This is a genomic window from Janthinobacterium amylolyticum, from assembly GCF_051380655.1.
Classification (GTDB): Bacteria; Pseudomonadota; Gammaproteobacteria; order Burkholderiales; family Burkholderiaceae_D; genus Janthinobacterium.
This window is the reverse complement of record NZ_JBNYXL010000003.1, coordinates 186,219-201,509: the sequence shown is the minus strand read 5'-3', so window position 1 is coordinate 201,509 and position 15,291 is coordinate 186,219. Positions and strand designations below refer to the sequence as shown.

The window sequence follows — 15,291 nt, the reverse complement described above, 5'->3', positions numbered from 1 at the left end:
AGCGTAACCCAATAAAAACCACCAGCCTGATCATTCACCAACTTTTAAAGAACACCATGTCTAAAAATATCGGTCCAGAATACGTCCGCGCCATCGCCCCTTACCAGAGCGGCAAGCCGATCGCGGAAGTCGCGCGTGAATTTGGCCTCGACGAGGCAGCCATCGTCAAGCTGGCGTCGAATGAAAACCCGTACGGCATGCCGGCATCGGCCAAGCAGGCGATGATCGCCGCCATCGATGACCTGGGCCGCTACCCGGACGCCAACGGCTTTGACCTGAAGGCCGTGCTGTCGAAGCGCTATGACGTGCCGGCCGACTGGATCACCCTCGGCAACGGCAGCAACGATATCCTGGAAATCGCCGCGCACGCGTTCGTGCAGCATGGCCAGTCCGTCGTGTATTCGCAGTATTCGTTCGCCGTGTATGCGCTGGCCACGCAAGGCCTGGGCGCGCGCCACATCGTCGTGCCGGCGCAAGCCTACGGCCATGACCTCGACGCCATGGCGGCGGCGATTGCCGACGACACGCGCCTGGTCTTCATCGCCAACCCGAACAACCCGACCGGCACCTTCCTGACGGCCGCGCAGCTGGAAGCGTTCCTCAAAAAAGTGCCGACGCACGTCGTCGTCGTGCTGGACGAGGCCTACAACGAATTCCTGTCCGCCGACGACCAGTACGAGTCGACGGCGTGGGTGCGCCAGTATCCGAACCTGGTGGTGTCGCGCACCCTGTCGAAGGCGTACGGCCTGGCCGGTTTGCGCATCGGTTTCGCCATCGCCCAGCCGGCGCTGACGGACCTGATGAACCGCATCCGCCAGCCGTTCAACGTCAACTCGCTGGCGCAGGCGGCCGCGATTGCCGCCCTGAACGACAAGGCCTTCCTGGAGCAGAGCGCGCGCAACAACGCTGCCGGCTACCAGCAGTTCACGGAGGCGTTTGCGCAACTGGGCCTGGAATTCGTGCCGTCGCACGGCAATTTCGTGCTGGTGAAAGTGGGCGACGACGATGAAGCGGGCGCGCGCGTCAACCTCGCGCTGCTCAAGCAGGGCGTGATCGTGCGTCCCGTGGGCAGCTATGGTTTGCCGCAATGGCTGCGCATTTCCATCGGCCTGCCGCAGGAAAACGCCATCTTCATCGCCGCGCTGACGAAAGCGCTGGCCTGACGATATGACGACGCCTGCACTGAACAAGGTAGTTATCTTTGGCGTAGGCCTGATCGGCGGCTCGTTCGCGCGCGCCCTCAAGCACGCGGGCGCGGTCGGCACGGTAGTTGGCATGGGCCGCTCGCCGGCGTCGATGGCGCGCGCGCTCGAACTGGGCATCATCGACGCGATCGGCGGCGACATGGCGCAAGCTTTGCATGGCGCCGACCTGGTGCTGCTGGCTGCGCCCGTGGCGCAGACGGGCGCCATCCTGGCATCCATCGCGCCGCACCTGCAGCCGGGCACCATCGTCACCGATGCGGGCAGCACGAAGAGCGACGTGGTGGCGGCCGCGCGCGCGGCCCTCGGTGGCAAGGTCGGGCAATTCGTGCCCGGCCACCCCATCGCGGGCCGCGAGACGAACGGTCCCGATGCCGCCATCATCGACCTGTATCAAGGCAAGAAAGTGGTGCTCACGCCGCTGGCGGAAAACGCCGCGCTTGATGTGGAGCGGGTGGCGGCCGCATGGCGCGCCTGCGGCGCCATCCTGCACATCTTGAGCCCCGAAGAACATGACAAGGTGTTTGCCGCCGTCAGCCACCTGCCGCATCTGCTGGCCTTTGCGCTGGTCGACGACATCGCCAACAAACCGCACGCGGGCCTGCTGTTTCAATACGCGGCCAGCGGCTTTCGCGACTTTACGCGCATCGCCGGCTCATCGCCGGAAATGTGGCGCGACATCAGCCTGGCCAACCAGCCGGCGCTGCTGCACGAACTGGACGCCTACCTGGCGCAGTTGACGACCTTGCGCGCCCATCTGGCCGCCAACGACGGCGCCGCCATCGAGGGTGTGTACGCGAACGCCCAGCACGCGCGGCAGCAATGGATCGAGGCGATTGAAACGGCGGAAGTTCCAGCCGCGCCCACACGATAAATACTCAAGGATTCCAGCATGACCCAGACCAAGCACTACCCCCACCACATCGATCTGAAACCGGTAATGCACGTCGAAGGCACGGTGCGTCTGCCCGGCTCGAAAAGCATTTCCAACCGCGTGCTGCTGCTGGCCGCGCTGGCCAAGGGCAAGACGAAGATCGTCGACCTGCTGGCATCCGACGACACCTTCGTCATGCTCACGGCACTGACGTCGCTGGGCGTGAAATGGACGCAGGACGAGCTGCAGGGCGACCCGGCCACCGCGCACCAGATCCACCACGTGGAAGGCTGCGGCGGCGTCTTCCCGCACCACGAGGCGGACCTGTTCATGGGCAATGCCGGCACGGCCATCCGTCCGCTGACGGCGGCCCTGGCCGTGATCGGCGGCGACTACACCCTGCACGGCGTGTCGCGCATGCACGAGCGCCCCATCGGCGACCTGGTCGACGCGCTGAACGCCGTCGGCACGCAGATCGAATACACGGGTGAGCAGGGTTTCCCGCCGCTGCGCATCCGCCGCGGCCACATTCATGCGCAGCGCATCGCCGTGCGCGGCAATGTGTCGAGCCAGTTCCTGACGGCCCTCTTGATGGTGGCGCCGCTGATGGCGCGCGACCATGCGGTGACTATCGACGTGACGGGCGAGCTGATCTCGAAGCCCTACATTGAAATCACCCTGAACCTGATGCGCCGTTTCGGTGTGACGGTCGAGCATGACGGCTGGCAGTCGTTCACCGTGCAGCCGGGCCAGCAATACCAGAGCCCTGGCACCATCCACGTCGAAGGCGACGCCTCGTCGGCATCGTACTTCCTGGCGGCCGGCGCCATCGGCGGCGGTCCCGTGCGCGTGGAAGGCGTGGGGCGCGACAGCATCCAGGGCGACGTGCGTTTCGTCGAAGCCTTGCAGCAGATGGGCGCGACCATCACCATGGGCGAGAACTGGATCGAGGCGCGCTCGAACGGCCCCTTGAAAGCCGTCGACATGGATTTCAACCACATTCCCGATGCGGCCATGACGATCGCCGTGGCCGCCCTGTATGCGGACGGCACCTCGACCTTGCGCAACATCGCCAGCTGGCGGGTGAAGGAAACGGACCGCCTGGCCGCCATGGCGACGGAATTGCGCAAGCTGGGCGCGGAAGTGGAAGAGGGCGCCGACTACCTGCGCGTGACGCCGCCGGCTGAAATCCAGGCTGCCACCATCGACACGTATGACGACCACCGCATGGCCATGTGCTTTTCGCTCGCTTCGCTGGACGGTGCCGCCCGCCGCGGCAACGAGATGCGCATCAACGACCCGAAATGCGTGGCCAAGACCTTCCCCGAGTATTTCGCCGCGTTCGCGGGGATTGCCAAGGATAGTCTTATTTAACCGAAATCCGGGGTCAGACCCTCTCCACCAGTAACGCCAGTTCAGGCGTTGACTCGAGTGGGGGTCTGACCCCAGCCCTAACGGGTTTAGTTTTTTTAAAGTGACAAAATAATGCCGACCTCTCACATCCCAGTCATCGCCATCGACGGCCCCACCGCTTCCGGCAAGGGCACGGTGGCGCACCGCGTGGCCGACAAGCTGGGCTTTCATTATCTGGACTCGGGCGCGCTGTACCGCCTGACGGCCCTGTCGGCCCTGCGCCGCGGCACGGACTTGCGCGATGAGCACGCGCTGGCCAAGCTGGCCGAGCACCTGCCATGCCACTTCGCCGGTGGCGAAATCCTGCTGGCCAACGAAAACGTCACCGAGCAGATCCGTGCCGAAGAGGTGGGCAATACGGCGTCGAAAATTGCCGTGTTGCCAACGGTGCGCCATGCGCTCGTCGGTTTGCAGCTGGGCTTTCGCAAGACGCCGGGCCTGGTGGCCGACGGGCGCGACATGGGCACGGTGATCTTTCCGCACGCCCCGCTGAAGGTGTTTCTCACGGCCAGCGTTGAGGCGCGCGCGCAACGGCGCTACAAGCAATTGATAGACAAGGGTTTTTCTGCTAATATGGAAGACCTTCTGATGGATTTGCAGGCGCGGGACGAACGTGATACTCACCGTGCGATTGCGCCGCTGGTTCCCGCGGAAGGGGCGCATGTCCTCGATACCTCGGCAATGACGGCTGATGAAGCCGTTGAAACCGTGTTGAAATGGTATGCGTCAGTTGCAAAATAGTGTGATTACTATGCTATGTGGTGCCCGTTGACGGCTCCTGGCCTGTCCGGGTGTGTCAAAAACCTAACCCAGTTTAAGTCGCATCGTGCGATCTCTGCTGGATAACCTGTGTGAACCCTATGTCTACTGTTACAACTAACGAATCTACCGGTATGGAAAGTTTTGCTGCGCTCTTCGAGGAATCGTTGTCGCGTCAAGATATGCGCTCCGGCGAAGTTATTTCCGCTGAAGTCGTGCGCCTCGACCACAATTTCGTGATCGTGAACGCTGGCCTCAAATCCGAAGCATTCATCCCTGTCGAAGAATTCAAGAACGACCACGGCGAACTGGAAGTCAAAGTTGGTGACTTCGTTTCCGTGGCGATCGAATCGCTGGAAAACGGTTTCGGCGATACCATCCTGTCGCGCGATAAAGCCAAGCGTCTGGCTTCGTGGCTGGCTCTGGAAAAAGCGATGGAATCGGGCGAAATCGTCGTCGGTACCGTCAATGGTAAAGTCAAAGGCGGTCTGACCGTGTTGACCAACGGCATCCGCGCATTCCTGCCGGGCTCGCTGGTTGATACCCGTCCTGTCAAAGACACCACCCCATTCGAAGGCAAAACCCTCGAATTCAAAGTGATCAAGCTGGATCGCAAGCGTAACAACGTGGTTCTGTCCCGCCGCGCCGTCATCGAAGCTTCGATGGGCGAAGAGCGTCAGAAACTGATGGAAACGCTGAAAGAAGGCACGGTCGTGACCGGCGTCGTCAAAAATATCACCGACTACGGCGCGTTCGTGGATCTGGGCGGTATCGATGGCCTGCTGCACATCACCGACCTGGCATGGCGCCGTGTACGTCACCCGTCGGAAGTTCTGACGGTTGGCCAGGAAATTACCGCCAAGGTCCTGAAGTACGATCAAGAGAAAAACCGTGTTTCGCTGGGCGTGAAACAACTGGGCGACGATCCTTGGACCGGTCTGTCCCGTCGTTACCCACAAAGCACCCGTCTGTTCGGTAAAGTAACGAACCTGACCGACTACGGCGCGTTCGTTGAAGTGGAACAGGGTATCGAAGGTCTGGTACACGTTTCCGAAATGGACTGGACGAACAAAAACGTTGCTCCTAACAAAGTTGTCCAACTGGGCGACGAAGTAGAAGTGATGGTTCTGGAAATCGACGAAGAGCGTCGTCGTATTTCGCTGGGCATGAAACAGTGCAAAGCCAATCCATGGGACGACTTCGGTGTTACCCATAAGAAAGGTGACAAAGTCCGCGGCGCGATCAAATCGATCACCGACTTCGGCGTGTTCATCGGCCTGGCCGGCAACATCGACGGTCTGGTGCACCTGTCCGACCTGTCCTGGACCGAAACCGGCGAAGAAGCCGTGCGTCGCTTCAAGAAAGGTGACGAACTGGAAGCCATCGTTCTGGCCATCGACGTTGAGCGCGAGCGCGTTTCCCTGGGCGTCAAGCAACTGGAAGGTGACCCATTCAACAACTTCGCAGCCATGAACGACAAAGGTTCGCTGGTTACCGGTACCGTTAAATCGGTTGAGCCTAAAGGCGCCGTGATCCAACTGTCCGAAGAAGTTGAAGGCTACCTGCGCGCTTCCGAAATCTCGCGCGACCGCGTTGAAGATGCTGGTACGCACCTGAAAGTCGGCGACACCGTTGAAGCAATGGTCCTGAACATCGACCGCAAAGCCCGTGGTATCCAACTGTCGATCAAAGCGAAAGACAACGTTGAAACCCAGGAAGCCATGCAGAAGATGGCAGCTACCGACAACAACGCAGCTTCGGGCACCACCAGCCTGGGCGCCTTGTTGAAAGCTAAGTTCGATAACAAGAACTAAGACTGCGGATACGGCAGATGACAAAGTCCGAGCTGATCAACCGCCTCGCTGAGCGTTATTCTCAGCTGGTGGCGAAAGATGCGGAGTATGCCGTCAAGACCATTCTCGATGCGATGACCAACGCCCTGGCGACTGGTCAGCGCATCGAGATCCGCGGTTTTGGCAGTTTTGCCCTGAACAGCAGGCCCCCGCGCATTGGCCGCAACCCGAAATCCGGCGACAAAGTGATGGTTCCTGAAAAACGGGTGCCCCACTTCAAACCGGGCAAACAGTTGCGCGAGCGGGTGGACGCGATGGTCGGACAACCGATCATCGAGGATTAATCGTCTGCTGGAAGGCGACATAGAAAGCGGCGTCCTTGGATGCCGCTTTTTTTTGTTAATATGCTGAGAATACCTGACATAAGCTACTGCGCGTCGCGCTTTGCGGCCTGCGATGCTCACCGTACTAAAGTACGGTTGCGCTTCTTGGCCACAAATCACTGACGCTCGCTACGCTTCTGCCAGGCATTCCAAGGTTGTGCCGTACGGCATTTTTTGTACTTTCTGGGCGTATCGATGAAAATCATCTCCACCATCGTTGGCTGTGTTCTTTTCGTCCTGTTCTTCAGTTTTGCGCTGAAGAATGCGCAGGTTGTCGACCTGCATGTTTTCCTCAATTATGAAATTCGCGGTCCCCTGGTGCTGATGCTGCTGGGCTTTTTTGTCGCTGGCGCCAGCCTGGGCGTTCTGGCGCTGACGCCGACCGTGTTCCGTCACCGCCGCGAAGCGAGCAAGCAAAAAACCACCATCGCCGCGCTGCAGACCGTGGGCGTGGCCAGCAATGTCCAGCCGCAACCGGACAGCGTGAGCGCGCAGTAAGCGGCGCCGTCGCTCCTATCTCTCTTACACGAATAAAAACAATCGCATGGAATTTGAACTCTGGTGGCTCTTGGGTATCCCCGTGTTTTTCGCGCTGGGCTGGATTGCCGCGCGTGTTGACATTCATCAACTGGTGTCCGAATCGCGCAGCCTGCCGCGCAATTATTTCAAGGGCTTGAACTTCCTGCTCAACGAGCAGCACGACAAGGCCATCGACGCCTTCATCGAAGTGGTCAAGCTGGACCCGGAGTCGGCCGACATGCACTTCGCGCTGGGCAACCTGTTCCGCCGCCGCGGCGAGACGGAGCGCGCCATTCGCGTGCACCAGAACTTGCTGGCGCGTCCCGACCTGCCGCTGGAGCAGCAGGGCCATGCCGCCTACGAGCTGGGCATGGATTACCTGAAGGCCGGCTTGCTGGACCGCGCCGAGGAAACCTTCAACAGCCTGGTCGACACGCAATATGCGGCCCAGGCGCGCCGCGCACTGCTGGAAATCTACCAGCGCGAAAAGGAATGGCCGCGCGCCATCGAAGCGGCCGTCGGTCTGCAGGAATCGGGCGCCGGTGCGCGCCAGAAGGAAATCGCCCAGTTCTATTGCGAACTGGCGCATGACGCGCTGGTGCACATGAAGCCGGACGACGCCATGCCGCTGCTGGAAAAAGCCCTGCAGACGGACCGCAAGAGCGTGCGCGCCACCATCCTCACGGGCGACGTGCTGCTGGCGCGCGGCGACGTGGAAGGCGCGCTGACCACCTGGCGCCGCGTGGAGCAGCAAAGCGTGCCGCACGTGGCCCTGGTGGCGCAGCGCCTGATGGATGGCTACACGAAAGTGGGCCGTGCACAGGAAGGCGTCAACCTGCTGCGCTCTTACCTGGAAGAAGCCTCGTCGATCGACCTGATCGAAGTCGTCTTCAAGGCCGTCATCGAACTCGACGGCGTGGAAGCGGCCAAGCAGCTGGTCAGCGCCGAACTGCGCCGCACGCCGACCTTGCTGGGCCTGGACAAGTTGCTGGAAGCGCGCATGATGGATGCCCCGGCAGCCATCTGGTCGGAGCTGTCGATGGTGAAAAACCTGGTGCACGGCTACACGCAGAAGCTGGCCCGCTACCAGTGCAGCCATTGCGGCTTCAAGGCACGCCAGTTCTACTGGCACTGCCCGGGCTGCAACAAGTGGGAAACGTATCCACCGCGCCGCACCGAAGAACTCAACGTCATGAATTAACCGTACACGCCACCTTGCCCCGCGCAACGTGGCGTGTACTCGTTTGCAACATCTATATTTCAGAAATACGGCACAACCATGAAAATCACCATTATCGGCACGGGCTATGTTGGCCTCGTGACCGGCGCCTGCCTGGCGGAGCTGGGCAATGACGTTTTTTGCCTCGACCTGGATGCACAAAAGGTGGCCCTGCTCAACAGCGGCGGCATCCCCATCCATGAGCCGGGCCTGGAAGAAGTCGTGGCGCGCAACCGCGCCGCCGGCCGCATGACCTTTTCCACGGACGTGGAAGCGGCGGCCGCGCATGGCGTGATGCAATTCATCGCCGTCGGCACGCCGCCCGACGAAGACGGCTCGGCCGACCTGCAATACGTGCTGGCCGCCGCGCGCGGCATCGGCAAATACATGACAGACTTCAAGGTCATCGTCGACAAGTCCACCGTCCCCGTCGGCACGGCTGAAAAAGTGCGCGCCGCCATACAGGGCGAACTTGACGCGCGCGGCGTGGCCGCCACGTTCTCGGTGGCCTCGAACCCGGAATTTCTCAAGGAAGGCGCGGCCGTCGAAGACTTCATGCGCCCGGACCGCATCGTCATCGGCGTCGATGCCACGCCCGAGGGCGAGCGCGCGCGCGACTTGCTGAAAAGCCTGTACGCGCCGTTCAACCGCAACCATGAGCGTACCTACTGGATGGATGTGCGCTCGGCCGAGTTCACGAAATATGCGGCCAATGCCATGCTGGCCACGCGCATCTCGTTCATGAATGAACTGGCCAACCTGGCCGACAAGGTGGGCGTCGACATCGAAGCCGTGCGCCACGGCATCGGTTCCGACCCGCGCATCGGCCACAGCTTCCTGTATGCGGGCTGCGGCTATGGCGGTTCGTGCTTCCCGAAAGACGTGCAGGCGCTCGAGCGCACGGCACGCGGCCACGGCCAGGAATTGCTGATCCTGCGCGCCGTCGAAGCCGTCAACGACAAGCAGAAACACATCCTGGGCGGCAAGGTCGTCAAGCGCTTCGGCGCCGACCTGACGGGCCGGCATTTCGCCGTCTGGGGCCTGGCCTTCAAGCCGAATACGGACGACATGCGCGAAGCGTCGGCGCGCGTGCTGCTGGGCGACTTGCTGGCGCGCGGCGCCACGGTGGCCGTGTATGACCCCGTTGCCATGGCCGAGGCGCGCCGCGTGCTGCAGCTGGACCTGGCGCCGGAACAGTTGGCCCGTGTGCGCTTTGCCGACAGCCCGCAGGATGCGCTGCTGGACGCCGATGCGCTGGCCATCGTGACCGAGTGGAAAGCCTTCCGCAGCCCCGATTTCGAGCAGATCAAGGCACGCCTGAAGGAGGCCGTGATTTTTGACGGCCGCAACCTCTTCGAGCCGGCCGTCATGGCCGAGAATGGCATCGAATACCACGGGATCGGTCGCTCGATCCTGACACGCGCATGAGCGCCCGTGAGGTGGCAGCCTTGACGGCGCCGGCCGCACTGGCCCAGGTGCGCCTGCTGGTGGTGGGCGACGTGATGCTGGACCGCTACTGGTTTGGCGACGTCAGCCGTATCTCGCCGGAAGCGCCCGTCCCCATCGTGCGTATCGAGAAGCGCGAAGAGCGCCTCGGCGGCGCGGCCAACGTGGCGCGCAATGCGGCCGCGCTGGGCGCGAAGACAAGCTTGCTGGGCGTGGTCGGCGACGACGAGGCCGGCAGCCAGGTCGAGCGCCTGCTCGAAGGCGGCGGCATCCACAGCTATCTGCAGCGCGATGCGGCCATTTCCACCATCATCAAGCTGCGCGTGATCGGCCGCCAGCAGCAGATGCTGCGCATCGATTTCGAGGATGCCCCCAGCGATACGGTGCTGCGCGACAAGCTCAAGCAATTCAATGCCCTGTTGCCGCAATACGATGTGGTGATCCTGTCCGACTATGCCAAGGGCAGCCTGGTGAACGTGGCCGAGATGATCAAGGCGGCGCGCGCCGCCGGCAAGATCGTCATGGTCGACCCGAAAGGCGATGATTTCAGCCGCTACACGGGAGCGTCAGTGCTCACTCCGAATAAATCGGAATTGCGCCGCGTAATCGGCAACTGGAGCACGGAAGAGCAGCTCACGGAACGGGCGCAGCAGATGCGCGCGCAGCTGGGCCTGGAAGCCTTGCTGCTGACCCGCTCGGAAGAAGGCATGAGCTTGTATACGGCCAATGAGGTGCTGCACATGCCCACCGACGCGCGCGAAGTGTTCGATGTCTCGGGCGCCGGCGACACGGTGATCGCCACCATGGCGGCCATGCTGGGCGCCGGCATGAGCCTGAGCGACGCCGTGCGTACGGCCAACCGCGCCGGCGGCATCGTCGTCGGCAAGCTGGGCACGGCCACCGTCACGCGCGACGAGCTGTTCCCGCAGTAAGAGCCACACCTTTGAAGCGGTGGCTCTCAGCCGCCGCCTTTTTCGCATTGCGCCTGCGCCCCTTCGTTTGATCTGGCGCAGGCTTTCCCCTCCTGCTGTGCTCCCGTCTTGTCAACCGTATCACGTCCCAGCCGTTAAAGCCGTTAAGGCGCTGTTCCTCCATTGCGTTCGAGTCACCTTGAAACCACATCACGGAGAGATACCCATGTTTAAAAAAATACTGCTGGCCATTGCCACCCTGATAGCGACGATGGGCTTTGCCTTTGCCCAGGTCGACGTCAACAAGGCGGACCAGGCGGCACTCGACAGCGTCAAGGGCATCGGCCCCGTTACCTCGAAAGCCATCATCGACGAGCGTGCCAAGGGCGGCGCCTTCAAGGATTGGGCCGACTTTGAAAGCCGCGTGAAGGGCATCGGCCCGAAAAGCTCCGTGAAGCTGTCGGAAGCGGGCCTGCAGGTGAATGGCCAGGCCAAGTCCGGCGCGCCGGCCGCCCCGGCACCGGTGGCGAAAGCGGCCCCGGCAAAAAAGGACGCTGCTGTGAAGGAAGTTGCAGCGAAAGAAGCCGCACCGAAGCCAGCTGCTGTGACCGACACCGCTGCGGCGCCAGCCAAGACGGCCGCTGAAACGAAGAAGGAAGCTGCTGCTGCGAAGAAAGAAGCCAAGGCCGCCGCTGCCGCCGCGAAGAAAGAAGCGGCCGCCGCCAAGGTGGTTCCTGCCGCCGCTACCGTGCCGGCAGCCGCGGCTGACGCCGCAACCGTGAAACCGGCTGCCGAAACGAAGAAGGAAGCGGCGGCCGCGAAAAAGGCGGCAACGGCGGCGAAAAAAGAAGCCAAGGCTGCGGAAGCGGCCGCGAAGAAGGAAGCCAAGCTGGCTGCGGCCGATGCGAAGAAGGCGGAAGCCGAGAAAAAGTAAGCGTGTTGTTGTGAAGCGTGCCGCGTGGTGGTGCCGCGCAGCATTGCAAGAAAACCCCGCGCGGTACCGGCCGCGCGGGGTTTTTTTATGCCGGAGAGTAAGTGCTCAGTCTGCCGATGCGGGCGGGGCTGCGGGTGCCGCTGCCGGCGTCACGGCGGCAGGCGCGCGGCGCCATGGCGCCAGCAGCTGGCCGCCCAGGCCGACAGGCATGGGCGCTTCGATGCCGCAGCTGGCCGGCCACTCCGGCGGCAGATGGTGGGTGCCGAACAGGCGGTCCAGCACGGGCAAGGTCGAGGCGTAGTTGCGGTTGATGTGCTCGAATTTGCTGTGGTGCCAGTGGTGGAAGGCAGGCGTGGCCACCAGCCATTCGAGCGGGCCGAAGCGCCAGCGCAGGTTGGCGTGGATGAAGAAGCCCCAAACAGTGCCGATCAACAGCAGCAGCACGGGCGCTGCGCTGCCGGCAGCGTTGGGACCGGCCAGGCCCAGCAGGTATAAAGGCGTGAGGCCGAACAGGCGCGTGACCACCATGTCGACGGGATGGGTGCGTGTATTGGCCAGGAAATACAGCTGTTCCGTGCTGTGGTGCACGGCATGGTAGCGCCACAGCCAGGGCACCTCATGGCTGAGCCGATGGCCCCAGTAAGTGCCGACTTCGCCGATCAGCAAGCCCAGCAGCAGCTTGGCCCACAGGGGCAGGGCCGTCATGGCGGCGGGAAGGGCATCGGGCAGCAGGCGCTGTCCCGCAATGGCCACCAGGGCCAGCGGCGCGGCCAGCAGCACGGCCGGCAGCAGGCTGCTGATGAAGTAAAAGCCCAGGTCGCTTCCCAGTTCCGTGCGCGAGCGGCCAGCATGGCGTTCGCCAAAGTAGCGCTCCAGCGGCACGAAGATGATGGCCAGCAGCACTAGCCACAGGCTCAGGCGCAGAACGTCGACGGCCAGTCCGGGCAAGTGTGTCTGCAGGGTTTGTAGCAGGCTCATGAGAGGGGCGTGATTGGGCGTTGAAAAATCCGCTCAGGAAATGCTTGTCCGGATCCGTTCGCACAAAGGCGTAATAAAACCATAGCGAGCGGGTGCGCGGCGTGGCTGAGAAGCGCAGCTGTACTAAAGTACAGCGGGCATCGCAGGGCGCGCCCCGCGCCGCGCAGCAGGTTCTATGAGACTTTGCGGCGGCGCGCCATGAAGCCCAGCAGGCCCAGGCCGCCGAGCAGCATGCCCCAGGTCGACGGTTCCGGCACGGCCGACACCAGCGACACGCCGTCGAGCAGCATGAACGGCGGTGCGCCCGACGGGCTGCCCTTGGCCATGAACGACAGCAATTCGCTGCTGTTCGTGGCGGTGAAGGTCATGCTGGTCTGGTGCCAGCCCGTGAAGCCCTGGCTGACGTTGGCGAGCGAGGCCGTTTGCTGCTTGCTGTTGCCCAGCGCAACGTCCCAGTAGTTGACCAGGTTATCGCCGCGAAAGCCCACTTGCTGGCCGGCGCCATACGAGAAGCTCAGGGTATAGGCCTGGCCGGCCACCAGGCCGCTGACCAGTTGCGTCACGGGACCCGGGAAATAATCCCAGTCGGCCGCCAGCACATTGCCGCCCGTCGGGCTCACGCCCAGGCCATTTTGCGGACCGCGGCCGCTGTAGGAATTTGGACCCCACAAGGCCAGCGCCGTCTTGGCGTTGGTGTCGTCGATGTTGTTGCCGTTCAAGACGAAGTTATAGCCCTTGCTCGACCAGTCCGTCAGGTAGGTGCGGTCGTCGCGGGCATAGTTGCCTTCGTTCAGCTGTTTCGAGGTGCCATTGCTGGTCAGTTCGAAGTCGCCATTCTTGACCAGGTTGGTCGATGCCTGGGCACCGGCGGCGCACAGGGAAGCGGCGGCCAGCGCCAGCATTGCCAATGATTTATGCATGATAAAGCTCCAAAAAGTGACAGGGTATGTTGCAAGTCTGTCGGCGAACTTTTTGGCCAACGGCGGTGGATTTTTCGCGGAAGAGGCAAAAAATATATTTCTATGGCAACGATCACGTATGCCTGCAGCGATTATAGCAGCGTTTGGCAAAAAGCCATCTAACATGTTCTGGAAACAACAAATATTTTTAAATGGTAATCTTGTCACGGTTAAAGTTTTTACATGGCAACGACGCCGCGTGCCGCTACAGTTGCGATTCGATCGGCAGCCAGCGCATCACGGACACCAGCGCGCGGCGCCAGAATCCCGCTTCCGGATCATGCGTCCACACTTTGGCTGGTTCTTCGGTGGCATCGGACCAGCGCAGCGCGCCGTCGGCCAGGAACAATCGGTAGCTGGTATCGCTGGCTGTCGAATGCAGAAACAGCGCGCGCATGTCGGCCGCCAGCGCCGGATCGCTGAACAGCACGCCCATTTCCGTGTTCAGCTGGGCCGAGCGGGGATCGAGGTTGAATGAACCGACAAAGCCCCGTTCGCCATCGACCACGACGGCCTTGGTATGCAGGCTGGCGCGGCTGGAACCCGTCAGGCTCATGCGCTTGCGGTGCAGGGTCTTCAATTCGAACAGCTGCACGCCGCCGTCCAGCAGCACTTGCCGGTAGCGCGCATAGCCCGCATGCACGAGGGCCACGTCGGTGGCGGCCAGCGAGTTGGTCAGCACGCTGACCCGGACGCCGGCGGCCACTTTCTCGCCCAGGGTGGCGCTGAGGGCCGCGCCAGGCACGAAGTAGGGCGAGGTCAGCAGGGCTTCCTGGCGCGCCTGCGTCAGCAGGGGCAGCAGGCTGTGCATCAGCCAGTGCTCGCTGCGCTGCAGGCTGGCCAAGGGCGCGGCTTTTTCCGGCGGGTCCGACAGCACCTGCACCTGCTCGCTCCAGTGCAGGCGCAGGCGGCCATCCAGGTGCGCCTGCAATTGCTGCGTATCGGTCAGCTGCCGCAGATAGGGAGAGGCGGCATAGTCGCCGGCCATGGCGTCGAGGCTGGCACGCACGGCCTGCAGTTCCGGCGCGCCTGCATCCTTGCCCACGTGCAGGGCGCGGATGGGAATGACGGCGCGGCTGTTCCAGAAGCGGTCGAAGATGTCGCTCGTCTGCTGCACGGCAGGTCCCACCAGCAGCAGGTCGGCATCCTGGAAATTGACTTGTTCGGCCGCATCGAAATATTCATCGCCGATATTGCGCCCGCCGACGAGGGCGACCCTGCCATCGACGATCCAGGCCTTGTTGTGCATGCGCCGGTTCAGGCTGACCGCGCGCAATGCCATTTCCACGCCGCGCCGCCAGACGCCATCGCGGTTGCGGCCCGGATTGAAAATGCGCACTTCGATCAGAGGATGGCTGTCGAGCGCCAGGATGGCAGCGTCCTGGCCCCGTGCGTTGATGTCGTCGAGCAGTACGCGTACGCGCACGCCGCGGTCGGCCGCGCGCAGCAATTCGCGCACCAGCAAGCGGCCCGTCACGTCGTTATGCCAGATGTAGTACTGCACATCGATGCTGCGGCCCGCTTCGCGCGCGCTCAGGGCACGCAGGGCGAACGCTTCCAGGTTCTCGTCGATCAGCGCCGTGCCGCTCTGGTTTGGGCGCTGTGCCAGCTGCGGCGCCATGACGCGGTCGAGCATGGTGGCGCCGGCCGCCACGGGCAAGGCCGTGCTTGGCGCGCCCAGCGAACGCTCGGCAAAGCGTCCATAGCTGTACAGGGCCGCGATGCTGAGCAGGGTGAACAGCGTGGCGAACAGCAGCAGTTTGACGAGCATGCGGCGCACCGTCAGCGGATCGCGCACGCGCGGCGGCGGGCGGCAAGGGAAAAAGTCGGGCGCATGCGGAAGTCTTTCGTGATCGGTGCCGGGAGTGGCCGATTGTAGCAGTTTCTATAATGCACGATTT

At 62.7% G+C, this 15,291-nt stretch carries 14 protein-coding genes; 11 read left to right on the top strand and 3 right to left on the bottom strand.

Annotation, left to right across the window (positions count from 1 at the left end; translation table 11 throughout):
* Positions 1 to 56: 56 nt before the first annotated feature.
* From hisC to ACQ4WR_RS07360, 11 genes are all read left to right on the top strand, one after another.
* Positions 57 to 1,163: a histidinol-phosphate transaminase gene (gene hisC / locus ACQ4WR_RS07410; RefSeq protein ID WP_436486333.1), complete on the top strand. Its 1,107-nt coding sequence runs from the start codon at positions 57 to 59 to the stop codon at positions 1,161 to 1,163.
* Between the two features lie 4 nt (positions 1,164 to 1,167).
* A complete protein-coding gene (locus tag ACQ4WR_RS07405; RefSeq protein ID WP_436486331.1) occupies positions 1,168 to 2,076 on the top strand; it encodes a prephenate dehydrogenase in 909 nt (302 codons plus the stop codon).
* 18 nt (positions 2,077 to 2,094) lie between these two features.
* Positions 2,095 to 3,450, top strand: coding sequence for a 3-phosphoshikimate 1-carboxyvinyltransferase (gene aroA, locus ACQ4WR_RS07400; protein WP_102292901.1), 1,356 nt, complete (start codon positions 2,095 to 2,097; stop codon positions 3,448 to 3,450).
* A gap of 111 nt (positions 3,451 to 3,561) precedes the next feature.
* The gene (cmk, locus tag ACQ4WR_RS07395) at positions 3,562 to 4,230 is read left to right on the top strand and encodes a (d)CMP kinase (RefSeq protein ID WP_102292902.1); all 669 of its coding nucleotides are present in this window, start codon (positions 3,562 to 3,564) and stop codon (positions 4,228 to 4,230) included.
* Positions 4,231 to 4,349: 119 nt separating this feature from the next.
* Complete coding sequence (gene rpsA, locus ACQ4WR_RS07390; protein WP_071650172.1) at positions 4,350 to 6,062, top strand: 30S ribosomal protein S1; 1,713 nt, start codon at positions 4,350 to 4,352, stop codon at positions 6,060 to 6,062.
* Positions 6,063 to 6,079: 17 nt separating this feature from the next.
* Positions 6,080 to 6,385, top strand: coding sequence for an integration host factor subunit beta (locus ACQ4WR_RS07385; protein WP_008446215.1), 306 nt, complete (start codon positions 6,080 to 6,082; stop codon positions 6,383 to 6,385).
* A 234-nt stretch (positions 6,386 to 6,619) separates the two neighbouring features.
* A complete protein-coding gene (locus ACQ4WR_RS07380; protein WP_077400759.1) occupies positions 6,620 to 6,922 on the top strand; it encodes a LapA family protein in 303 nt (100 codons plus the stop codon).
* 46 nt (positions 6,923 to 6,968) lie between these two features.
* Complete coding sequence (lapB, locus tag ACQ4WR_RS07375; RefSeq protein WP_436486328.1) at positions 6,969 to 8,144, top strand: lipopolysaccharide assembly protein LapB; 1,176 nt, start codon at positions 6,969 to 6,971, stop codon at positions 8,142 to 8,144.
* Between the two features lie 78 nt (positions 8,145 to 8,222).
* Entirely contained in the window at positions 8,223 to 9,590 is a 1,368-nt protein-coding gene (locus ACQ4WR_RS07370; protein ID WP_102292904.1) for a UDP-glucose dehydrogenase family protein, read from the top strand.
* Complete coding sequence (gene rfaE1, locus ACQ4WR_RS07365; protein ID WP_102292905.1) at positions 9,587 to 10,540, top strand: D-glycero-beta-D-manno-heptose-7-phosphate kinase; 954 nt, start codon at positions 9,587 to 9,589, stop codon at positions 10,538 to 10,540. The genes ACQ4WR_RS07370 and rfaE1 overlap by 4 nt, the downstream gene beginning before the upstream one ends.
* Positions 10,541 to 10,745: 205 nt before the next feature.
* On the top strand, positions 10,746 to 11,453 hold the full coding sequence (locus ACQ4WR_RS07360; protein WP_102292906.1) for a ComEA family DNA-binding protein: 708 nt from the start codon (positions 10,746 to 10,748) through the stop codon (positions 11,451 to 11,453).
* Positions 11,454 to 11,558: 105 nt separating this feature from the next.
* On the opposite strand, the gene ACQ4WR_RS07355 is transcribed toward ACQ4WR_RS07360, so the two are convergent.
* The 3 genes from ACQ4WR_RS07355 to ACQ4WR_RS07345 all read right to left on the bottom strand — a co-directional run bounded on the left by ACQ4WR_RS07355 (position 11,559) and on the right by ACQ4WR_RS07345 (position 15,188).
* Positions 11,559 to 12,431 (bottom strand): sterol desaturase family protein, encoded by an 873-nt coding sequence (locus ACQ4WR_RS07355; protein ID WP_436486325.1) that lies wholly within the window; start codon positions 12,429 to 12,431, stop codon positions 11,559 to 11,561.
* A gap of 173 nt (positions 12,432 to 12,604) precedes the next feature.
* On the bottom strand, positions 12,605 to 13,351 hold the full coding sequence (locus ACQ4WR_RS07350; RefSeq protein WP_258003161.1) for a PEPxxWA-CTERM sorting domain-containing protein: 747 nt from the start codon (positions 13,349 to 13,351) through the stop codon (positions 12,605 to 12,607).
* 244 nt (positions 13,352 to 13,595) lie between these two features.
* Complete coding sequence (locus ACQ4WR_RS07345; RefSeq protein WP_219726877.1) at positions 13,596 to 15,188, bottom strand: phospholipase D-like domain-containing protein; 1,593 nt, start codon at positions 15,186 to 15,188, stop codon at positions 13,596 to 13,598.
* Positions 15,189 to 15,291 lie beyond the last annotated feature (103 nt).

Excerpts from the sequence above, each read along its gene's own strand:
- hisC (WP_436486333.1), top strand. The coding sequence starts at position 57 with ATGTCTAAAAATATCGGTCCAGAATACGTCCGCGCCATCGCCCCTTAC.
- rfaE1 (WP_102292905.1), top strand. The coding sequence starts at position 9,587 with ATGAGCGCCCGTGAGGTGGCAGCCTTGACGGCGCCGGCCGCACTGGCC.
- ACQ4WR_RS07355 (WP_436486325.1), bottom strand. The coding sequence starts at position 12,431 with ATGAGCCTGCTACAAACCCTGCAGACACACTTGCCCGGACTGGCCGTC.
- ACQ4WR_RS07385 (WP_008446215.1), top strand. The coding sequence starts at position 6,080 with ATGACAAAGTCCGAGCTGATCAACCGCCTCGCTGAGCGTTATTCTCAG.
- ACQ4WR_RS07405 (WP_436486331.1), top strand. The coding sequence starts at position 1,168 with ATGACGACGCCTGCACTGAACAAGGTAGTTATCTTTGGCGTAGGCCTG.
- cmk (WP_102292902.1), top strand. The coding sequence starts at position 3,562 with ATGCCGACCTCTCACATCCCAGTCATCGCCATCGACGGCCCCACCGCT.
- lapB (WP_436486328.1), top strand. The coding sequence starts at position 6,969 with ATGGAATTTGAACTCTGGTGGCTCTTGGGTATCCCCGTGTTTTTCGCG.
- ACQ4WR_RS07380 (WP_077400759.1), top strand. The coding sequence starts at position 6,620 with ATGAAAATCATCTCCACCATCGTTGGCTGTGTTCTTTTCGTCCTGTTC.
- rpsA (WP_071650172.1), top strand. The coding sequence starts at position 4,350 with ATGTCTACTGTTACAACTAACGAATCTACCGGTATGGAAAGTTTTGCT.
- ACQ4WR_RS07370 (WP_102292904.1), top strand. The coding sequence starts at position 8,223 with ATGAAAATCACCATTATCGGCACGGGCTATGTTGGCCTCGTGACCGGC.
- aroA (WP_102292901.1), top strand. The coding sequence starts at position 2,095 with ATGACCCAGACCAAGCACTACCCCCACCACATCGATCTGAAACCGGTA.
- ACQ4WR_RS07350 (WP_258003161.1), bottom strand. The coding sequence starts at position 13,351 with ATGCATAAATCATTGGCAATGCTGGCGCTGGCCGCCGCTTCCCTGTGC.
- ACQ4WR_RS07360 (WP_102292906.1), top strand. The coding sequence starts at position 10,746 with ATGTTTAAAAAAATACTGCTGGCCATTGCCACCCTGATAGCGACGATG.